The following is an 18,093-nucleotide window of genomic DNA, read 5'->3' as shown; positions in this document are numbered from 1 at the left end:
CCATGCTGCCAGGTCCCACGGGGCGGGTGCGGCGGTTGTCCACAGGGGTGGTGTGTTCGTCGTACTGATGCGGGACGACGGGCCCGTACCGGAGCGCCCGCGCCGCAGCGGGAATGGTGACCGCCTCCCGTACGTTCCACTCGGTGCGGGAAGGCGGCCCAGGCCGTCGAACCGCAGGTGACGCTGCCGGCCGCGCAGCGGGACGGACGAGACAAGGGAGCGCCAGCGACATGGCGGGCACTGTGACGATGTACAGCACCACCTGGTGCGGCTACTGCCGCCGGCTCAAGGGCCAGATGGACCGCGAGGGCATCGCGTACAACGAGGTCAACATCGAGCACGACGCCGACTCGGCGGCGTTCGTCGAGAAGGCGAATGGCGGAAACCAGACGGTCCCGACCCTGCTGATCGTCTCCCCCTCCGGCACCGAGTCGGTCATGACGAACCCGTCGCTGGCCCAGGTGAAGCAGGCTCTGGCCGCCTGACGCCCGCACTCGGACAGCGTCCGGGGCCGCGCTCGGAGATCGACCGGGGCCGCGCTCGAAGATCGCCTGAGGCGCCCTCGGAGAGCGTCCGGGGCTCGCACTCGGTGATCATCGAAGGCCGGCGCTCGGTGGGCGTCCGACGCCCGGGCTCTGCGCGCCGAAGGCACTGAGCCCACCGAGCGCGCCGAGCTTCCACGACTGCCCCCGGCATCCGCCGGGGGCAGCGGTGTCTTCCGTGCACAGCGTTGTCTCCCGTGCACAGCGTTCAGTCGGTTCGGTCCGCCCGGTTCAGTCCGCCCGGTTCAGGCTGCCAGGTGCAGTTCGCCCGGTTCAGTTCGCCCGGTTCAGGCTGCCCGGCCTCGGCAGCGGCTTCCCGTACCAGAGTTCGATCAGCCGGGCGGCGATGGAGATCCCGAACGGGGGCATGACCTCGCCGGACTCGAAAGCCTCCGTGAGGTCCTCGCGGGAGAACCAGCGGGCCTCCTCGATCTCCTCGCCGTCCACGGTGATCTCCGAGGAGGTCGCCCGCGCGATGAAGCCCAGCATCAGGCTGGAGGGGAAGGGCCACGGCTGGCTGGCGATGTACTCGACCTCGCCCACGGTGACGCCCGCCTCCTCGTACACCTCGCGGGCCACGGACTGCTCGATCGACTCCCCCGGCTCGACGAACCCGGCGAGCGTGGAGAAGCGGCCCTCGGGCCAGTGCACCTGGCGGCCCAGCAGCGCGCGGTCCTGCTCGTCGGTGACGAGCATGATGACCGCCGGGTCGGTGCGGGGGTAGTGCTCGGCTCCGCACGCCTGGCAGCGGCGGATGTGCCCGGCCGCCGCGATGATCGTGCGCTCGCCGCAGCGGGAGCAGAAGCGGTGCAGCCGCTGCCAGTTCTCCAGGGCCACCGCGTGGACCATCAGGCCCGCGTCCCTCGGGCTCAGCAGCAGGCCCGCCTCTCGCAGGCCGGCCGGGCGGGCCGACTGGTCCATGCGGCCGGGCAGCGAGTCCTTCTGGAGCGCGAAGTAGCTGACGCCCTCCTCGTCGGTCCCCAGGAAGTACCGGTGGGTCTCGGTGACCGGGGCCTCGAACGCCGGGGTCATCACGATCGCGGTGCCCCCCTCGGGGGTGTCGTCGATCAGCACCTGCCCGCCGGAGACGACGAAGACGCGGGTCCTCGGGTGGCTCCACGCCACGGCCAGCCACGCCTCGTCGAGGCGGTGGTGCGCCGCGCGGTCGATGCCGCTGGGCGCGGTGAGGCCGATCGGGCGGTCTGCGGTGGCGTTGTCGAAGGTGCTCACAGGTGCTTCCTACTCCCCCTGGGCGGATCGGGTGTGCGGAGGTGGGGCCGGGTTCATCGGCCCAGCGCCGAGGCCAGCTCGCCCCACAGGTACGCGGTCGTCTCCACGCCCTTCAGCAGGAGGTCGAGCTCGACCTTTTCGTTCGGGGCGTGCCAGCCGTCCGAGGGTACGGAGATGCCGAGGAAGAGGACGGGTGCCCCGAGGACGTCCCTGAGGTCGGCGGCCGGGCCCGAGCCTCCCTCCCGGGTGAAGAGGATCTTCTTGCCGAAGGCCCGTCCCATCGCGCGCGCCACCGCCTGGAGAGCGGGGTGGTCCAGCGGGGTCAGGCAGGGACGGGTGGCCGGCTGGAAGGTGATCCGGTGCCGGACGCCCGCCGGGACGCGGGACGCGACCCAGGCGCGGACGATCCGCTGTACGTGGTCGGGGTCCTGGTCGTCGACCAGCCGGAAGCTGATCTTCACCAGGGCGGAGGAGGGGATGATCGTCTTGCTGCCCGCGCCCTGGTAGCCGCCGCCGATGCCGTTGACCTCGGCGGTGGGGCGGGCCCAGACGCGCTCCAGCGTGGAGTACCCCGTCTCGCCGGAGGCCGCCTGCGACTTCGCCGTACGCAGCCAGGTCGCCTCGTCGAAGGGCAGCTCGGCGAAGAGGGCCCGTTCGGTGTCGGTGAGGTCGGTGACCCCTTCGTAGAACCCGGGGATCGCGACCTTGCCGTCCGCGTCGTGGAGGGCGGCGACCAGGCGGGCGATCTCGGTGGCCGGGTTGGGGACCGCGCCCCCGAACGATCCGGAGTGGATGTCCTGGGCGGGGCCGTACAGCTCGATCTCACACTCCGCGAGGCCGCGCATGCCGGTGCAGACGGTCGGCGTCTCCTCGTCCCACATGCCGGTGTCGGAGATGATCACGGCGTCGGCGGCGAGGCGGGCGGCGTGCCGCTCGGCCAGGGCGCGGAAGTTCGGGGAGCCCGACTCCTCCTCGCCCTCGATCAGCAGCTTCAGGTTCACGGCGGGGGTGGTGCGGCCGGTGGTGGCGAGGTGGGCCCGGACGCCGAGGGTGTGGAAGAACACCTGCCCCTTGTCGTCGGCCGCGCCCCGCCCGTACATCCGGCCGTCCCGGATCACCGGCTCGAACGGATCGGTGTCCCAGCCGTCCTCGCGGGCGGCGGGCTGCACGTCGTGGTGGCCGTAGACCAGCACGGTCGGAGCGTCCGGGTCCGCGCTGGGCCACTCCGCGAAGACCGCGGGCGCTCCTGGGGTCTCCCAGATCTCGGTGACCGGGAAGCCGGTCTCCTTGAGCTTGGCGGTCAGCCACTCGGCGCTGTGCCGTACGTCCCCGTCGTGCTCCGGCTGCGCGGACACGGACGGGATGCGCAGCCAGGCGGCGAGGTCGTCGAGGAAGGCCGCGCGGTGCTGTTCGGTGTACGTACGGACGGCGCTGTCCGGGGTCTCGCTCATGCTCTTGAGCCTATCCGTCCCGCGGGGCGGGCTCGTCCAGCAGGATTCGCTCCAGCTCGGCCCGGCCGGGCAGCCGCCGCGGATGGACGGTCTCCCCGCTGCGTACGTAGAGGAAGGTGGCGGTGACCGCGGTCAGCGGCAGGTCGTGCAGCTCGGCCCAGGCCAGCCGGTAGACGGCGAGCTGGAGCGGGTCGGCGGTGCGGTGGCGGGTGGTCTTCCAGTCGACGATCTCGTAGCGGTCGCCGGTGCGGTACACCGCGTCGATCCGGCCCCGGATGACCCGGCCCGCCAGGGTGATCTGGAACGGGGTCTCCACGCGGTACGGCGTGCGCCGGGCGTACGCGGTGCGCTCGAATGCCGCCTTCAGCTCGGCGAGGTCCCGCTCGTCGGCGATCTCCGCGTCGCTCTCGTCGCCCCCGGGCAGCTCGTCGGGGCCGAGCATGGGCAGCGGGAGCTCCTCGTACCGCGACTCCACCCACGCGTGGAACCGGGTGCCCCGGCGGGCGGCGGGCTGCGGCGGCCGGGGCATGGGCCGGGCCAGCTCCTTGGCGAACGCGTCGGGGTCCTCGGCCAGCCGCAGCAGCTGGGTGGCGGAGAGCGCGGCGGGGACCAGGACGTCGTGCACGGTGGCGCGGGCGCGGCGGAGCTCCCCGGCCAGCGCGTCGAGGTCCCGGTCCCAGGAGGCGAGGGTGCGGGCCTCCTCGGGGGTGAGCCTGTGAGCGGGGCCGGGCTCCGGGGCGTGGCGGGCGGCGGGGATGTGCGGCGCCGACTCCCGTACGCCCTGCGATGCCGGGGCCGGGGCGTCCTCGGGGCGTTCGGTGGGGAGCGCGTCCCAGTCCCAGTCCTCGTCGAGCGGCGCCTCGTCGGTGGGCTCCTCGTCGAGGAGCAGGTCATCCAGCGGCACGTCGTCGGGATCCCGGTGTACGTCATCGGGTCCGGGCTCGTACGCCGGAGGCTGCTCGTCCCCGTGGACGGCGAGGCCCTCCAGGTGGGCCAGCACCGTGTCGCGGGCGGCGCGGCGGCGGGCCAGGGCCGTGTCGTCGAGCGGGAGCGGCCAGGCCAGGTCGGCGTCGCCCGCCGCGAGGGCCGGGTTCTCCTCGTTCTCGGCGGGCTCGTCCGCCCACGCCTCGATCTCGCCGTGGCCCGCGGCGCAGTGCTCGTACAGCGCCTGGAGGAAGGCGGACGGGCCGCGCGTCCTCTTCTGGGAGGGGCCCCACCAGTGGCCGGAGCCGAGGAGGAGGGAGCGGGGGCGGGTGAAGGTGACGTAGCCCAGGCGCAGTTCCTCCGTGTGCTGGTGCTCCTTCATCTCCTCCTTGAACGCCTTCATGCTCCTGGCGTCGAACGCGTCCAGGTCCGGGAGGGTCGCCGCGTCGCCGCGCAGGGCGTGCGGGAGCACCTTGGCCTGGGCGGTCCAGGAGTCCCGGGACTGGCCGCTGGGGAACTGGCCCGTGACCAGTCCCGGCACGGCGACGACGTCCCACTCCAGGCCCTTGGACTTGTGCGCGGTGAGGACCTTGACGGTGTTCTCGCCGCCGGGCAGCGCGTTGTCGAGGCCCTTCTCGTACTGCGCGGCCGTCCGCAGGAAGCCGAGGAAGGCGAGCAGCGACGCCTCACCGTCCAGGGAGGCGAACCGGGCCGCTATGTCCAGGAAGTTGGCGAGGGTCTCGCGGCGGCGGGCGGCCAGCGCCTGCGGGGAGGCCGACAGCTCGACCTCAAGACCGGTGGCGGCCAGGACGCGGTGCAGGACGTCCATCAGGGGGTCCGCGAGCGAGCGGCGCAGGTCGCGCAGCTCGCGGGCGAGCCGGGCGAAGCGGACGCGGGCCTCCGCCGAGAACGGCAGCCCGTCGTCCGCCGCGTCCCCCGCGATCAGGAAGGTGTCCAGGGCGTCCGCGAGCGATATCACCTCGGCCGGGTCGGTGCCCTCGACGGCCTCCGCGAGCCGCCGGTCCGGGTCGGCGTCGTCGCCGTGGGCGGCCCGGTGGACGAGGAGGCGGGCGCGGCGGCCCAGGAGCGCGAGGTCGCGGGGGCCGATGCGCCAGCGCGGGCCGGTGAGGAGGCGGACCAGGGAGGCGTTGGCCCCCGGGTCCTGGAGGACCTCGCAGACGGCGACCAGGTCGGCCACCTCGGGCAGGTGCAGCAGCCCGGCCAGGCCGACCACCTCGACCGGGATGTCCCGGGCGACCAGGGCCGCCTGGATCTGCCCGAAGTCCCCTGCCGTGCGGCACAGGACGGCGATCTCCCCGGGCGGGGTGCCGGTGCGCACGAGGTGGGCGAGGGAGTCCGCGAGCCAGTCGATCTCCTCGGTGTGGGTGTTCAGGAGGGCGCAGCGGACCATCCCGTCGCGCTCTGCCCCGGGCGCGGGGCGCAGCGCCTCGACGCCCTCGTGCATCGCGCGCAGGGGTTCCGCAAGACCGTTGGCGAGGTGGAGGAGACGGCCGCCGCTGCGCCGGTTCTCGCTGAGGCTGTAGCGGGTGGCGGGGGTGCCGTCCGCGTGCGGGAAGTGCTCGGGGAAGTCGTCGAGGTTGGCGACGGACGCCCCGCGCCAGCCGTAGATCGCCTGGCAGGGGTCGCCCACGGCGGTCACCGCGTGGCCGGTGGGCGCGGGCGGCCGGGCTCCGCCAGGGGCCGGTCCGGAAGTCCCGGCGGACTTCGAGACCGAGATTGAGGACGAGGACGAGGCCGACTCCGGCCGCGAACCCGACTCCGGGCCCGACTCCGACCCCGTGTCCGTACCGCCGCTTGCACTGCCGCTGCCGCTGCCGAACAGCGCCGAGAGCAGCAGCCGCTGGGCGACGGACGTGTCCTGGTATTCGTCGAGCAGCACCACCCGGAACTCGTCGCGCAGGATCGCCCCCACCTCGGGCCGGGTGAGGGCCAGCTCGGCGGAGAGGGCGATCTGGTCGCCGAAGTCCAGGAGGTCCCGGTTCCGCTTGGCGGTCCGGTAGCGCTCGGTGAGGCCGAGGAGGGAGCGGCGGGCCTCGGCGGTCTCGGGGATCTTGCGCAGGTCGGCGTTGCTGAGCCGGGCGGCGGCCAGCTCCCGCAGCAGCTCGGTGTCGTACGACTCCAGCTTCCCGGGGCGTACGAGGTGTTCGGACAGCTCCCCGTCGAGCGCCAGGAGGTCGCTGACCAGGGTGGGGAAGGAACGGGTGAGCGCCGGATACGGGCCCGGGGCCTCGCGCAGCACCTTTGCCGCGAGCTGGTAGCGGGTGGCGTCGGCGAGGAGGCGGGTGGAGGGCTCCAGGCCGATGCGGAGGCCGTGCTCGGTGAGGAGGCGGCCGGCGAACGCGTGGTACGTGGAGATCGTGGGCTCGCCCGGCGGGTTGTCCGGGTCGATGACATCGGGGTCGGTGACCCCGGCGGCGACCAGCGCCCTGCGGACGCGCTCGGCCAGCTCGCCCGCCGCCTTGTTGGTGAAGGTGAGGCCGAGGACCTGCTCGGGGGCGACCTGGCCGGTGCCGACCAGCCAGACCACGCGGGCGGCCATCACCGTGGTCTTGCCCGACCCGGCTCCGGCCACGATCACCTGCGGGGCGGGCGGCGCGGTGATGCACGCCGTCTGCTCCGGGGTGAAGGGGATGCCGAGGAGCTCCTTGAGCTGCTCGGGATCCGTGATGCGTGAGGACACGTGAGAAACGGTAACCGGACCCACTGACAACCCGGTCGTGATCCCCACGAATGCCGTCAGTCCACCACCTGCCGCCCCTCCGGCCGCGCGCTGCAGGAGGCGCGGAAGGCGCAGTTCGCGCAGTGGGCGCCGGTGGTGGGCGTGAACCGTTCGTCCAGGACCTTCCCGGCGGCCGTGGCCAGCAGATCGGAGATCCACCCCCCGGCCGGCGGCTCCTGCGCCTGGACCTTGGGGAAGGCGTCGCCGCCCTCCTTCTTGGGGGCGGGCTGGCGGAGCTGGACCAGTTCGGCCCCGCCTGGCTCGGGCCGCTCGCCGTCGAAGACCTCGTCGACCGCGCCCTCCCGGACGGCCAGCTGGTAGACGGCGAGCTGGGGGTGGGCGGCCACCTCCTCCTTGGTGGGCGCGCCCTTGCCGGTCTTGAAGTCGACGACGTACGCCCGCCCCTCGGCGTCCTGTTCGACCCGGTCCATGGAGCCCCGGATGCGGACGGCGTACTCGCCCGCCTCCAGGGTCACGTCGAAGTCGTGCTCGCTGGCGGCGGGGGTGCGGCCGCCCCGGTCCAGGACGTGCCAGTGGAGGAAGCGTTCCAGGGCGGCGCGGGCCTGCTCCTTCTCCTGGTCGGACTTCCAGGGGGCGTCGAAGGCCAGGCCGTTCCAGACGGATTCCAGGCGCTCCATGAGGACGTCGAGATCGGCGGGCGTACGGCTGGAGGCGACCTCGTCGGCGAGTACGTGGACGACGTTGCCGAACCCCTGGGCGGCGGTGGCCGGGGCGTCGGCCTTCACCTCGCGGCCCAGGAACCACTGGAGGGCGCAGGTGTTGGCGAGCTGGTCCAGCGCGCTGCCGGAGAGGGTGACGGGCTGGTCGCGGTCGCGCAGAGGGACGGCGGAGCGGGTCGGTTCGTCCAGGCCCCACCAGCGGGACGGATGGGCGGCGGGCACGAGCGCCTGCCCCTCGTCGTCGGTGAGCGCGGCGAGCCGGGCGAGGCGGTGGGCGGCGGCGTCCCGCAGGGCGTCGGACGCGGCCGGGTCGACCGTGGTGGCCCGCAGCTCCGCGACGAGCGCGGCGACGGCGAGGGGGCGGCGCGGGCGGCCGGTGACGTCGCGGGGTTCGACGCCCAGCTCGGTGAGGAACCGGGAGGGCTGGTCGCCGTCGTCGGCGGGGGCCTTCACGGCGGTGACGACCAGGCGCTCGCGGGCGCGGGTGGCGGCGACGTAGAAGAGGCGGCGCTCCTCGGCGAGCAGGGCCCCGGGGGTGAGGGGCTCGGCGAGCCCGTCGAGGCCGATCCGGTCCGCCTCCAGGAGGGAACCGCGTCGGCGCAGGTCGGGCCAGAGCCCCTCCTGGACCCCGGCGACGACGACGAACCGCCACTCCAGGCCCTTGGAGCGGTGGGCGGTCATCAGGCGTACGGCGTCGGGGCGGGCGGTCCGCCGGGAGAGGGTGTCGGCGGCGATGTCCTGGGCGTCGACCTCTTCCAGGAAGTTGAGGGCCCCGCGCCCCCCGGTGCGCTCCTCGGCGCGCGCCGCCGTGTCGAACAGGGCGCACACCGCGTCGAGATCGCGGTCGGCGTTGCGTCCGCCCGCCCCGCCGCGCAGCGCGGCCCGCTCCAGCCTGCCCGGCCAGGGGGTGCCGTTCCACAGGCTCCATAGGGCCTCCTCGGCGGTGCCGCCGCCTTCGAGGAGCTCGCGGGCCTTGCGCAGGAGCGCGCCGAGGCGCTGCGCGCCGTGGGCGTACGCCGGATCGTGGGTGACCAGCCGCTCGGGCTCGGCCAGCGCGCGGGCCAGCAGCTCGTCGGAGGGGGCGGGGACCCGGACTCCGGCGGCGCGCTCCTCGTCGCGCAGGGCCCGGCCGAGGCGGCGCAGGTCGGCGGCGTCCATGGAGCCGAGGGGGGAGGTGAGGAGGGCGAGGGCGGTCTCGGTGTCGAGCCAGGTGAGCGCTCTGCCCTCGGCCTGGTCCCCCGGCGTCCCCGCGATCTCTGCCGTCGCTGCTGTCTGTGCCGTCTCTGCCGTCTCTGTGGTTTCCGTCGTCTCTGCTGTCTGTGCCGTCTCCGCAGTCTCCGTCGTCTCTGCGGTCTCTGCGGTCTCTGCGGTCTCTGCGGTCTCTGCGGTCTCTGACGTCTCTGACGTCTCTGACGTCTCTGACGTCTCTGACGTCTCCGTCGTCTCTGCGGGAAGCGGGTGCAGCGCCGCCGTCGCCACCGTCCGCAGTGCGGTCAGCAGCGGGGCGACGGCCGGTTCGTGGCGCAGCGGGAGGTCGTCGCCGTCGACCTCCAGGGGGACGCCCGCCGAGGTGAGGGCGCGGCGGACGGCGGGCAGCGAGCGGCCTCCGGCCCGTACCAGCACGGCCATCTCCCGCCACGGGACCCCGTCCTCCAGGTGGGCGCGGCGCAGCAGGTCCGCGATGTTCTCCAGCTCCGTGGAGGCGGTCGGGTAGGTGTACGTCTCCACCCGGCCGCCCTCGCGGACGGCCTTCAGCTCGCGGTGGGCGCGGACGGTGTCGGCGGGCAGCCGGGTCAGCGGCATCCGGCGGGTGAGCAGCCGGGTCGCGGCGAGCAGGTCGGCCCCGGAGCGGCGCGAGGTGGTGAGGACGCCCACGGGCGCGGGGGCCCCGTCGGCCCGCCGGAAGGTGTCGGGGAAGTCGAGGATGCCGTTCACGTCGGCCCCCCGGAACGTGTAGATCGACTGGTCGGGGTCGCCGAAGGCCACCAGCGTGCGGCCGGCCCCCGCGCCCGCCGCACGCCCCCGGTTCCCGCCCCCCGCCCGCGCCCCGCGCCCCTGGTTCCCGGCGAGCGCGTGCAGCAGGCGCACCTGCGCCGGGTCGGTGTCCTGGTACTCGTCGACGTACACCGCGTCGTAGGCCCCGGCCAGTCGCGCGGAGACCTCGGGACGCTCGGCGAGCAGCACCGCGCGGTGGACCAGCTCCGCGTAGTCCAGGACGCCCTGGGCGTCGAGCACGTCGAGGTACTCGGCGAGGAACTGGGCCGCCGCCGTCCAGTCCGGGCGGCCCGTGCGGCGGGCGAAGGCGGCGAGCGCGTCCGGGCCGAGGCCCAGTTCACGGCTGCGGGCCAGGACCGCGCGCACCTCGTCGGCGAAGCCCCGGGTGGTGAGGCAGGCGCGCAGTTCGTCGGGCCAGCGGACGCGGGCCCGGTCCTCCTTCTCCAGGTCGAGCTGGCCGGCGAGCAGCTCGCGGACGGTGACGTCCTGCTCGGGGCCGGACAGCAGCCGCAGCGGGTCGGCGAACAGGTCGGCGTCCTGGTGGGCGCGGACCAGGGCGTAGCAGTAGGAGTGGAAGGTGGTGGCCTGCGGGCCGCGCGCCGCGCCCAGCCGGGCCGCCATCCGGTCGCGGAGCTCCACCGCCGCCTTGCGGCTGAAGGTGAGGACGAGGATGCGGGCGGGGTCGGCTCCCCGGCTCACCCGCGCCGCGACGGACTCCACGAGCGTGGTGGTCTTGCCGGTGCCGGGTCCGGCGAGGACGAGCAGCGGCCCTTCGGCGTGATCAACCACGGCGCGCTGGCCCGCGTCCAGGAGAGGGGGCTCCACGGAGCCCGGCGGAGTGCGCACCAGGCGGTACGCGCCCGTGGTCCGCGACCGTGACGCACGGTGCGGACTGTGCCGGGTGGTGGAGGAGGAGCTCACGTGGTTCGCCGGTCCTGGTGGGTGTACGGGTCGTGACAGGTCTTGCAGGCCCTGTGGAGGCTGTGGGAACTGTGGGAACGAGGAGAGGGGCTGGACAGGTGCCGCGCTGTGACGACGCTACGCCAGCGGGGGTGCGGGAGGCGGCGGGTGCGCTGCGTCCCGCGTCACGCACCGGACCGTGCGGGGCCGGCGGCTACAGGGGCCGGCGCGGATACGGGCGGCGGGGTCAGCACGCGCGGTCGCGGAAGCCGTCAGGTGTGAGTTTGCTCGCCCTGACCGGCCCGACCGCCCTCACCGTGACCACCGTCACCGTCCCGACCGCCCCCAGCGTGACCACTCTCACCGCCCCGAACCCCCTCACCGTCCCGACCGCCCTGGCCGTGACCGCCCGGCCGTTCACCGCCCCTGACGTCACCGTCCGGATCGCCACCGTCCGGATCGCCACCGCCACCGTCACCGCCCCCGCCGCCGTCCCAGCGCGCGTGGCGCATGTCCAGTCGCGGAAGGTGCCCGTCCGCCCGGCGCGACGCCTCGCGCAGCGGGGTCCCCTCCGCGCGGTAGTGGTCCAGCGCCCGCAGCTCATGGCCCGGGAGCAGCACCCCGTCCGCCCGCACGACCCGCCACCACGGCACGGCGGAGCCGTACAGCGCCATGACCCGGCCGACCTGCCGGGGCCCGCCCTCGTCCAGCCACTCCGCGACGTCGCCGTACGTCATGACCCGGCCCGGCGGGATCAGGTCGGCGACGTCGAGCACCCGCTCCACGTACTCCGGCAGCTCGGCGGACGACTCGGCCGGCGGATCAGCGGCCGACTCGGCCCACAGTCCTCCCGGCGGCTCGGCCGGCGATTCCGCACCGGTCGGGGCGGCGCCGGACCCGCCCCCGCCCGTCTGGTCCTGGCTCATCCGCCCCATCCTGCCGTACGCCACCGACAGCCGGGCCGAAACCGTCCCCGTACGCGGACCGCGCGTGCGCGCCGGTGCAAAAGGGCGTATGTTGCGCATCCCGCGCCCGTGCGACGCACCCTGATGCTCCTCTCCGTTTACGGGCCGTGCCACCATCATCCGGGCGGTGACCGGTGATACGAGACCACGAAGACGAACCAGAGGCGACGAAGGAGCAGGGCGTGCAGCCACCGAAGGCGGCGGACGCCCCCGATGCCGGGGAGCACGCGGGGGGTGCGCCGGAGCATTCGGGTGCCCCGGATCCCGCCGACGTACTCCGGGCAGACGGTCCCACCGCCTCCACCACGGCCCACCTCACCGGCTCGACGCTCGCCTCGGCCGAAGCCGCGCTGACCGACCGCGTCTCCGGGGACGAGCCGCTGCTCCCCGCCCGGGTGCACCGCCCCTCCGACCTGATGCGGCTGCTCATCGGCATCGCCGCGATCGCCGTGCTGTTCGCGATCGCCGCGCTCGCCCAGGGCACCACCACCGGCCTCGAGGACGACATCTCCAAGGGCACGGAGCAGGCGCCCGATCTGCTGATCAAGATCGCGGGCCTGGTGTCCAGCATCGCCGTGCTGCTCGTGCCGGTCGCCTTCGCCATCGAGCGGCTGATCAAACGGGACGGGCTGCGCATCGCGGACGGCGTGCTCGCCGCCGTGCTCGCCCACGGGGTCACCCTCGCCACCGACCTGTGGGTGTCGGGCTCCGCGCCCGGCACGATCCAGGAGGCGCTGACCCAGCCGCAGCCGGGCGACGGGCTCACCGACCCGGTGCACGGCTACCTCGCGCCGGTGATCGCGTACATGACGGCGGTCGGGATGGCGCGACGGCCGCGCTGGCGGGTCGTGCTGTGGGCGGTGCTGCTGCTCGACGCGTTCGCGATGCTCGTCGGCGGGTACACCACCCCGTTCTCGATCATCCTGACGGTGCTCATCGGCTGGACCGTGGCGTACGGAACGCTGTACGCGGTCGGCTCGCCCAACGTCCGCCCCACCGGCCAGCACCTGATGGCGGGGCTGCGGCGCGTCGGGTTCCGACCGGTCGCGGCGATGCGCACCGAGGACATGGCGGACAACCCCGACCAGAACGACCGGGGGCGGCGGTATCTGGTCACCCTGGAGGACGGGCCGCCGCTGGACGTGACGGTCGTGGACCGGGAGCAGCAGGCCCAGGGGTTCTTCTACCGGGCCTGGCGCCGGCTGACGCTGCGCGGGATCACCCAGCGCCGCTCGATCCAGTCGCTGCGGCAGGCGCTGGAGCAGGAGGCGCTGCTCGCGTACGCGGCCATCGCCGCCGGGGCGAACGCGCCGAAACTGATCGCCACCTCCGAGCTGGGCCCGGACGCGGTGATGCTCGTGTACGAGCACATCGGCGGCCGGTCGCTGGACGCGATGGAGGACGAGGAGATCACCGACGACCTGGTGCGCAGCGCCTGGCGGCAGGTGAAGGCCCTCCAGTCGCGGCGGATCGCGCATCGCAGGCTGACCGGCGACGCCCTGTTGGTGGATCGTTCCGGCAAGGCGTTCGTGACGGACCTGCGCGGCGGCGAGATCGCCGCAGGCGACCTGGTCCTGCGGATGGACGTGGCCCAGTTGCTGACCACCCTGGGGCTGCGGGTGGGGGCCGAGCGGTCCGTCGCCGGGGCACTGGCGGTCCTCGGTCCCGACGCCGTGGCGGACTGTCTGCCGCTGCTCCAGCCGATCGCGCTGAGCCGGTCCTCCCGGGCGACGCTGCGCCGGATCGCGCGGGAGCGTTCGCAGCGCGAGCGTGAGGCGGTGCTGAAGGCTTCGCAGGCGGCGAAGCAGGCGAAGGCGGACGACGCGGCAGCGGCGGCGGCAGCGGCGGCCGCCGAGCGCACGCCGGATCACGGGGCCGGGCACGCGGCCGACGCGCAGCGCGTGACTGCGGAGCGCGTGACTGACGGGAATGCCGAGCGCGCGACTGAAGGAAAGGCCGAGCAGAAGGCCGGCCACAAGGCGGAGCGCAAGTCGCTGCGGACCGAGAAGCAGGCCGAGAAGCGTGCCGTGGACGATGCGCTGGAGGAGGCCCGGGAGGAGGATCTGCTCGCCCAGATCCGCCGCCAGGTGCTGCTGATCCGGCCGCAGGCGCCGGTCGAACCGGTCCGCCTGGAACGCATCAAGCCCCGCACCCTCATCAGCTTCATCGCCGGGGCCATCGCCGCGTACTTCCTGATCTCCCAGGTCACCCAGGCCGACTTCGGGGCGGTCGTGGAGGAGGCGGAGTGGGGCTGGGTGGCGGCCGCCCTCGGCTTCTCGGCGCTCAGCTACGTGGCGGCGGCGATGAGCCTGCTGGGCTTCGTCCCGGAGCGGGTGCCGTTCCGCAAGACCGTGCAGGCGCAGGTGGCGGGCTCTTTCGTGAAGCTCGTCGCGCCGGCGGCCATCGGGGGTGTGGCGCTGAACACCCGCTTCCTCCAGCGCGCCGGAGTGCGCCCCGGTCTCGCCGTCGCGAGCGTCGGGGCGTCCCAGCTGTTCGGCCTCGGCTGCCACATCCTGCTGCTGGCCCTGTTCGGTTATCTGACCGGTACGGAAAAGACCCCGGACTCCCTGACCCCGTCCCGGACGGTGATCGCCGGTCTGCTGACGGTCGCGGTGCTGGTGCTGGTGGTGACGGCGGTCCCGTTCCTGCGGAAGTTCGTGGTGACGCGGGTGCGCTCGCTCTTCGCCGGGGTCGTGCCGCGCATGCTGGACGTGGTGCAGCGGCCGCAGAAGCTGGTCACCGGCATCGGGGGGATGCTGTTGCTGACCAGCCTGTTCGTGCTCTGTCTGGACGCCTCGATCCGGGCGTTCAGCGGCCCGGACGTGCCGCAGTTGAGCTACGCGAGCATCGCGGTGGTCTTCCTCGCCGGAAACGCCATCGGCTCGGCGGCGCCCACGCCGGGCGGTATCGCCGCGGTCGAGGGCGCGCTCACGCTGGGCCTGATCGCGGTCGGGCTGCCGAAGGAGGTCGCGGCGCCCGCGGTGCTGCTGTACCGCGTGATGACGCTGTGGCTGCCGGTGCTGCCGGGCTGGATCTGCTTCAACCAGCTCACCCGGAAGGGCGAGCTGTAGGCGTACTGGGGGCACTGGGGCGCGACGAGAAGCACGGGGCGTACCGAGGGGTGCCGAGGAGCCCCGGGGCATATCGAGGGGTGCCGACGAGCCCTGGAGCGTACCGACGAGCGCCGAGGAGCGCGGAGAGGCGTACGGAAGCACACCCAGGGAACCCCCGTAGGCGCGCCACGGACCCTCCCGCTGCCGCGCGCCCGCCACCCGCATGGACCGGCGCCCCGCGCGCTCCCCGGCCCCCCGCCGCACGATGGAGCCCATGAGGACTTCCCCCGCTCTGCGTGCCGCCGCCCTCGCCGCCACCGCCACCGTGCTGCTGCCTCTGGCCGCCTGTTCGGGCGACGACGGAGGCGGGGAGGGGAGCTCGACGCCCTCCGGGGCCTCGACCGCCTCCCCCACCGCCACCTCCAAGGAGCTGGCGTCGCAGAAGCTGGACTGGTCGCCCTGCCCAGCGCCGAACGTGGCGCAGGGCGGTGGTGAGTCGCCCTCCCCGCTGCCCGGCGGCACGGTCTGGGAGTGCTCCTTCATGGACGTACCGCTGGATTACGCGGAGCCGGACGGCCGCACCATCGAGCTGGCGCTGATCCGGGGCAAGGCCAAGGACCAGAAGCGGCGGATCGGCTCGCTGCTGTTCAACTTCGGCGGACCCGGCGCGTCCGGCGTGGCGACGCTGCCCGCCTTCGGCGGGGACTACGACAAGCTCCGCACCCGGTACGACCTGGTGAGCTTCGACCCGCGCGGGGTGGGGCGCAGCGAGGGCGTGGAGTGCGCGGACGACGCCCAGTTGGACGCCCTGTACCAGGAGGACTCCACGCCGGACGACGCGGCCGAGGAGAAGGAGTTCGTCCAGGGGCAGAAGGACTTCATCGCTACCTGTAAGAAGAACTCGGGCCCCGAACTCCCCTATGTGGGCACCACGAACGCCGCCCGCGACATGGACCTGATGCGCACGGTGCTCGGTGACGACAAGCTGCACTACTTCGGCATCTCCTACGGCACCGAGCTCGGCGGCGTCTACGCCCACCTCTTCCCGGACAAGGTCGGCCGGGCGGTCTTCGACGCGGTGGTCGACCCCACCAAGGACGCCGAGCAGTCCTCCATCGGCCAGGCCGAGGGGTTCCAGCTCGCCTTCGACAACTTCACGAAGGACTGCGCGGACCGGGGCGACAAGTGCGCCCTGCCCGGCTCGACCGGCGAGGAGGTCGAGGAGTGGATCGGCGACCTCCTGGCGAAGCTGGAGAAGGAGCCGATCGACGGGCTGGGCGACCGGACGCTGACGCAGACCCTGGCCACCACCGGCATCGCGTCCGCGCTCTACTCCAAGGAGACCTGGCCGCTGCTGGAACAGGGCCTGGACGAGGCCGACGGCGGCGACGGCGCGCTCCTCCTCGCCCTGGCCGACTCGCTGAACGGCCGTTCCGAGGACGGGCGGTACGACAACTCCAACGCCGCCAACATCGCGATCAACTGCGCCGACAGCAAGCAGCGCTTCAGCCTGGAACAGACGAAGGCGGCCCTGCCCGCGTTCCGCAAGGCGTCACCGACGTTCGGGGAGTACCTGGGCTGGGGCCTGATGAGCTGCACCGGCTGGCCGGTGGCGGGCGCGTGGGAGACCCCGGACGTCAGCGCCCCCGGCTCCGCGCCGATCCTGGTCATCGGCAACACCGGCGACCCCGCGACCCCGTACGCGGGCGCGAAGGCGATGGTGGAGAAGCTCGGCGAGGGAGTGGGCGTCGAGCTGACGTACAAGGGGGAGGGCCACGGCGCGTACAACAGCAAGGACGCGTGTGTGCAGAAGGCGGTCGACGGCTACCTCCTGGACGGTACGGTGCCGAAGTCGGGCACGGTCTGCGACTGACCGCCCGTCCCCGGCCCGCCCCTCGGGCGACGGTCCGCGCCTCGGGCGACGGTCCGCTCCTCGGGCGCCCCGGCCCCCGACGCTCTGTCAGCGGTGGCGATTAGCATGGCCGTACATCGCAAACGCCCGACGCGTCACACCGGCTTCGGGCCCTGGGGAGGGAAGCCGGATGATGCGTGCGCGTCGACGGGTCCAGAAGGCCGCCGCTCGCGTGGGAGCGGCCCTTCTGACGGCAGGGCTGCTCGCCGGCTGCGGCCTGTTGTCCTCGGAGCCGGAACCGGCCGAGCGGGCGGACGGCCGCCCCGGTGACAGCGCCTCCCCCGGGCTTCCCGCCGCCCTCACCTCCCAGCGCCCCGACTGGAAGCGCTGTACGGCTCCGCGCGGCGGCGACGCACCGGGCTCCGAGTGGCGCTGCACGAGTGTCGACGTACCGCTGGACTACGCGAAGCCGTCCGGCGAGACCATCTCCATCGCGCTGATCCGCAAGGAGGCCCGCGACAAGAAGCGTCGGATCGGCTCGATGCTGTTCAACTTCGGCGGCCCCGGCGGTTCGGGCGTGGAGATACTTCCGCGCGCGGCCGCGTCGTACGGGAAGCTCAACTCCCGCTACGACCTGGTGGGGTTCGATCCGCGCGGGGTCGCGGCCAGCTCCGGAGTGCGCTGCCGCACCGACGAGGAGCAGGAACAGGCCCACCGGAGCGTCGACCTGACCCCGGACACGGCGGCGGAGGAGACGGCGTTCATCAAGGACGCCGCGGACTTCGGGGCCGGCTGCGAGCGCCGCTCGGGCAAGGTCCTCCCGCACGTCGGCACGACCAACGCCGCCCGCGACCTGGACCTGATCCGTCACGTCCTGGGGGACGAGAAGCTCTCGTATCTCGGCTTCTCCTACGGTACGGAGCTGGGCGGGACATACGCGCACCTCTTCCCGCGCAACGTGGGACGGACCGTGCTGGACGCGGTCGTCGACCCCACGGCGGACGGCGTCGGGCACGCCCGCAACCAGGCGACGGGCTTCCAGCGCGCCCTGGAGAACTACCTCAAGGACCGTGGCGAGGACCCGAAGGCGGGCACGGAGCGCATAGCCCGGCTGCTGGCCCGCATCGACGAGAACCCGCTGCCGACCGGCGCCGGCCGCGAGCTGACCGAGTCCCTGGCCATCACCGGGATCGTCACCCCGCTCTACTCGCAGTCCGGCTGGCCGACGCTGACGGCGGCCCTCGACGAGGCGGAGAAGGACGGCACGGGCGACGGTCTGCTGGAGCTGGCCGACTCGTACAACGGGCGGGACGAGGAGGGGCGTTACGACACCCAGGCACACTCCCAGCGGGCGATCTCCTGCGCCGACACCAAGGCCCGCCCCACGGTCGAGGAGGCCCGCGCGCTGCTGCCGGAGTTCCGCAGGCTGTCGCCGGTGTTCGGCCCCTTCCTGGCCTGGGACACGGCCGGCTGGTGCGCCCAGTGGCCGGTCGACGGGGAGCACGACGACCCCGAGACCAGCGCGCCGGGCGCGGGCCCGATCCTGGTCGTCGGGACCACCGGCGACCCGGCCACGCCGTACGAGGGCGCGCAGAAGATGGCGGACGAGCTGGGCGAGGGCGTCGGCATCATGCTCACCAACGAGGGCGAGGGGCACGGGGCGTACGGCGAGAGCGCGTGCGTGACGTCGGCGGTGGACGGCTACTTCCTGGACGGGAAGGTCCCGGCGGACGGCACGACCTGTTCGTGACGGACCCTGCG

At 73.7% G+C, this 18,093-nt stretch carries 9 protein-coding genes; 4 read left to right on the top strand and 5 right to left on the bottom strand.

What is annotated here, in order from left to right:
* The first annotated feature begins 230 nt into the window (after positions 1–230).
* Complete coding sequence (locus ACLJPL_RS25080; RefSeq protein WP_073878569.1) at positions 231–485, top strand: glutaredoxin domain-containing protein; 255 nt, start codon at positions 231–233, stop codon at positions 483–485.
* A gap of 330 nt (positions 486–815) precedes the next feature.
* On the opposite strand, the gene nudC is transcribed toward ACLJPL_RS25080, so the two are convergent.
* The 5 genes from nudC to ACLJPL_RS25055 form a co-directional block, all read right to left on the bottom strand.
* Positions 816–1,772, bottom strand: coding sequence for an NAD(+) diphosphatase (gene nudC / locus ACLJPL_RS25075; protein WP_411083179.1), 957 nt, complete (start codon positions 1,770–1,772; stop codon positions 816–818).
* 53 nt (positions 1,773–1,825) lie between these two features.
* Positions 1,826–3,223, bottom strand: coding sequence for a dipeptidase (locus ACLJPL_RS25070; protein ID WP_411083178.1), 1,398 nt, complete (start codon positions 3,221–3,223; stop codon positions 1,826–1,828).
* A gap of 10 nt (positions 3,224–3,233) precedes the next feature.
* Positions 3,234–6,848 carry a UvrD-helicase domain-containing protein gene (locus ACLJPL_RS25065; RefSeq protein WP_411083177.1) on the bottom strand — a complete coding sequence of 1,205 codons (3,615 nt, stop codon included), beginning with the start codon at positions 6,846–6,848 and terminating at the stop codon, positions 3,234–3,236.
* 56 nt (positions 6,849–6,904) lie between these two features.
* Positions 6,905–10,483 (bottom strand): ATP-dependent helicase, encoded by a 3,579-nt coding sequence (locus tag ACLJPL_RS25060; RefSeq protein ID WP_411083176.1) that lies wholly within the window; start codon positions 10,481–10,483, stop codon positions 6,905–6,907.
* Between the two features lie 251 nt (positions 10,484–10,734).
* Positions 10,735–11,388 (bottom strand): MGMT family protein, encoded by a 654-nt coding sequence (locus tag ACLJPL_RS25055; protein WP_411083175.1) that lies wholly within the window; start codon positions 11,386–11,388, stop codon positions 10,735–10,737.
* A gap of 221 nt (positions 11,389–11,609) precedes the next feature.
* On the opposite strand from ACLJPL_RS25055, the gene ACLJPL_RS25050 reads away from it, so the two are divergent.
* The 3 genes from ACLJPL_RS25050 (at position 11,610) to ACLJPL_RS25040 (ending at position 18,082) form a co-directional block, all read left to right on the top strand.
* Complete coding sequence (locus ACLJPL_RS25050; RefSeq protein ID WP_411083174.1) at positions 11,610–14,498, top strand: lysylphosphatidylglycerol synthase transmembrane domain-containing protein; 2,889 nt, start codon at positions 11,610–11,612, stop codon at positions 14,496–14,498.
* A gap of 256 nt (positions 14,499–14,754) precedes the next feature.
* The gene (locus ACLJPL_RS25045; protein WP_411083173.1) at positions 14,755–16,353 is read left to right on the top strand and encodes an alpha/beta hydrolase; all 1,599 of its coding nucleotides are present in this window, start codon (positions 14,755–14,757) and stop codon (positions 16,351–16,353) included.
* Between the two features lie 172 nt (positions 16,354–16,525).
* Positions 16,526–18,082 (top strand): alpha/beta hydrolase, encoded by a 1,557-nt coding sequence (locus tag ACLJPL_RS25040; RefSeq protein ID WP_411083172.1) that lies wholly within the window; start codon positions 16,526–16,528, stop codon positions 18,080–18,082.
* The last annotated feature ends 11 nt before the right edge of the window (positions 18,083–18,093 follow it).

This window comes from Streptomyces sp. cmx-18-6 (assembly GCF_046548915.1).
In the GTDB taxonomy this organism is placed as follows: Bacteria; Actinomycetota; Actinomycetes; order Streptomycetales; family Streptomycetaceae; genus Streptomyces.
This window is presented reverse-complemented; position numbering and strand designations above follow the sequence as displayed.

Excerpts from the sequence above, each read along its gene's own strand:
- ACLJPL_RS25045 (WP_411083173.1), top strand. The coding sequence starts at position 14,755 with ATGAGGACTTCCCCCGCTCTGCGTGCCGCCGCCCTCGCCGCCACCGCC.
- ACLJPL_RS25055 (WP_411083175.1), bottom strand. The coding sequence starts at position 11,388 with ATGAGCCAGGACCAGACGGGCGGGGGCGGGTCCGGCGCCGCCCCGACC.
- ACLJPL_RS25080 (WP_073878569.1), top strand. The coding sequence starts at position 231 with ATGGCGGGCACTGTGACGATGTACAGCACCACCTGGTGCGGCTACTGC.
- ACLJPL_RS25040 (WP_411083172.1), top strand. The coding sequence starts at position 16,526 with ATGCGTGCGCGTCGACGGGTCCAGAAGGCCGCCGCTCGCGTGGGAGCG.
- ACLJPL_RS25070 (WP_411083178.1), bottom strand. The coding sequence starts at position 3,223 with ATGAGCGAGACCCCGGACAGCGCCGTCCGTACGTACACCGAACAGCAC.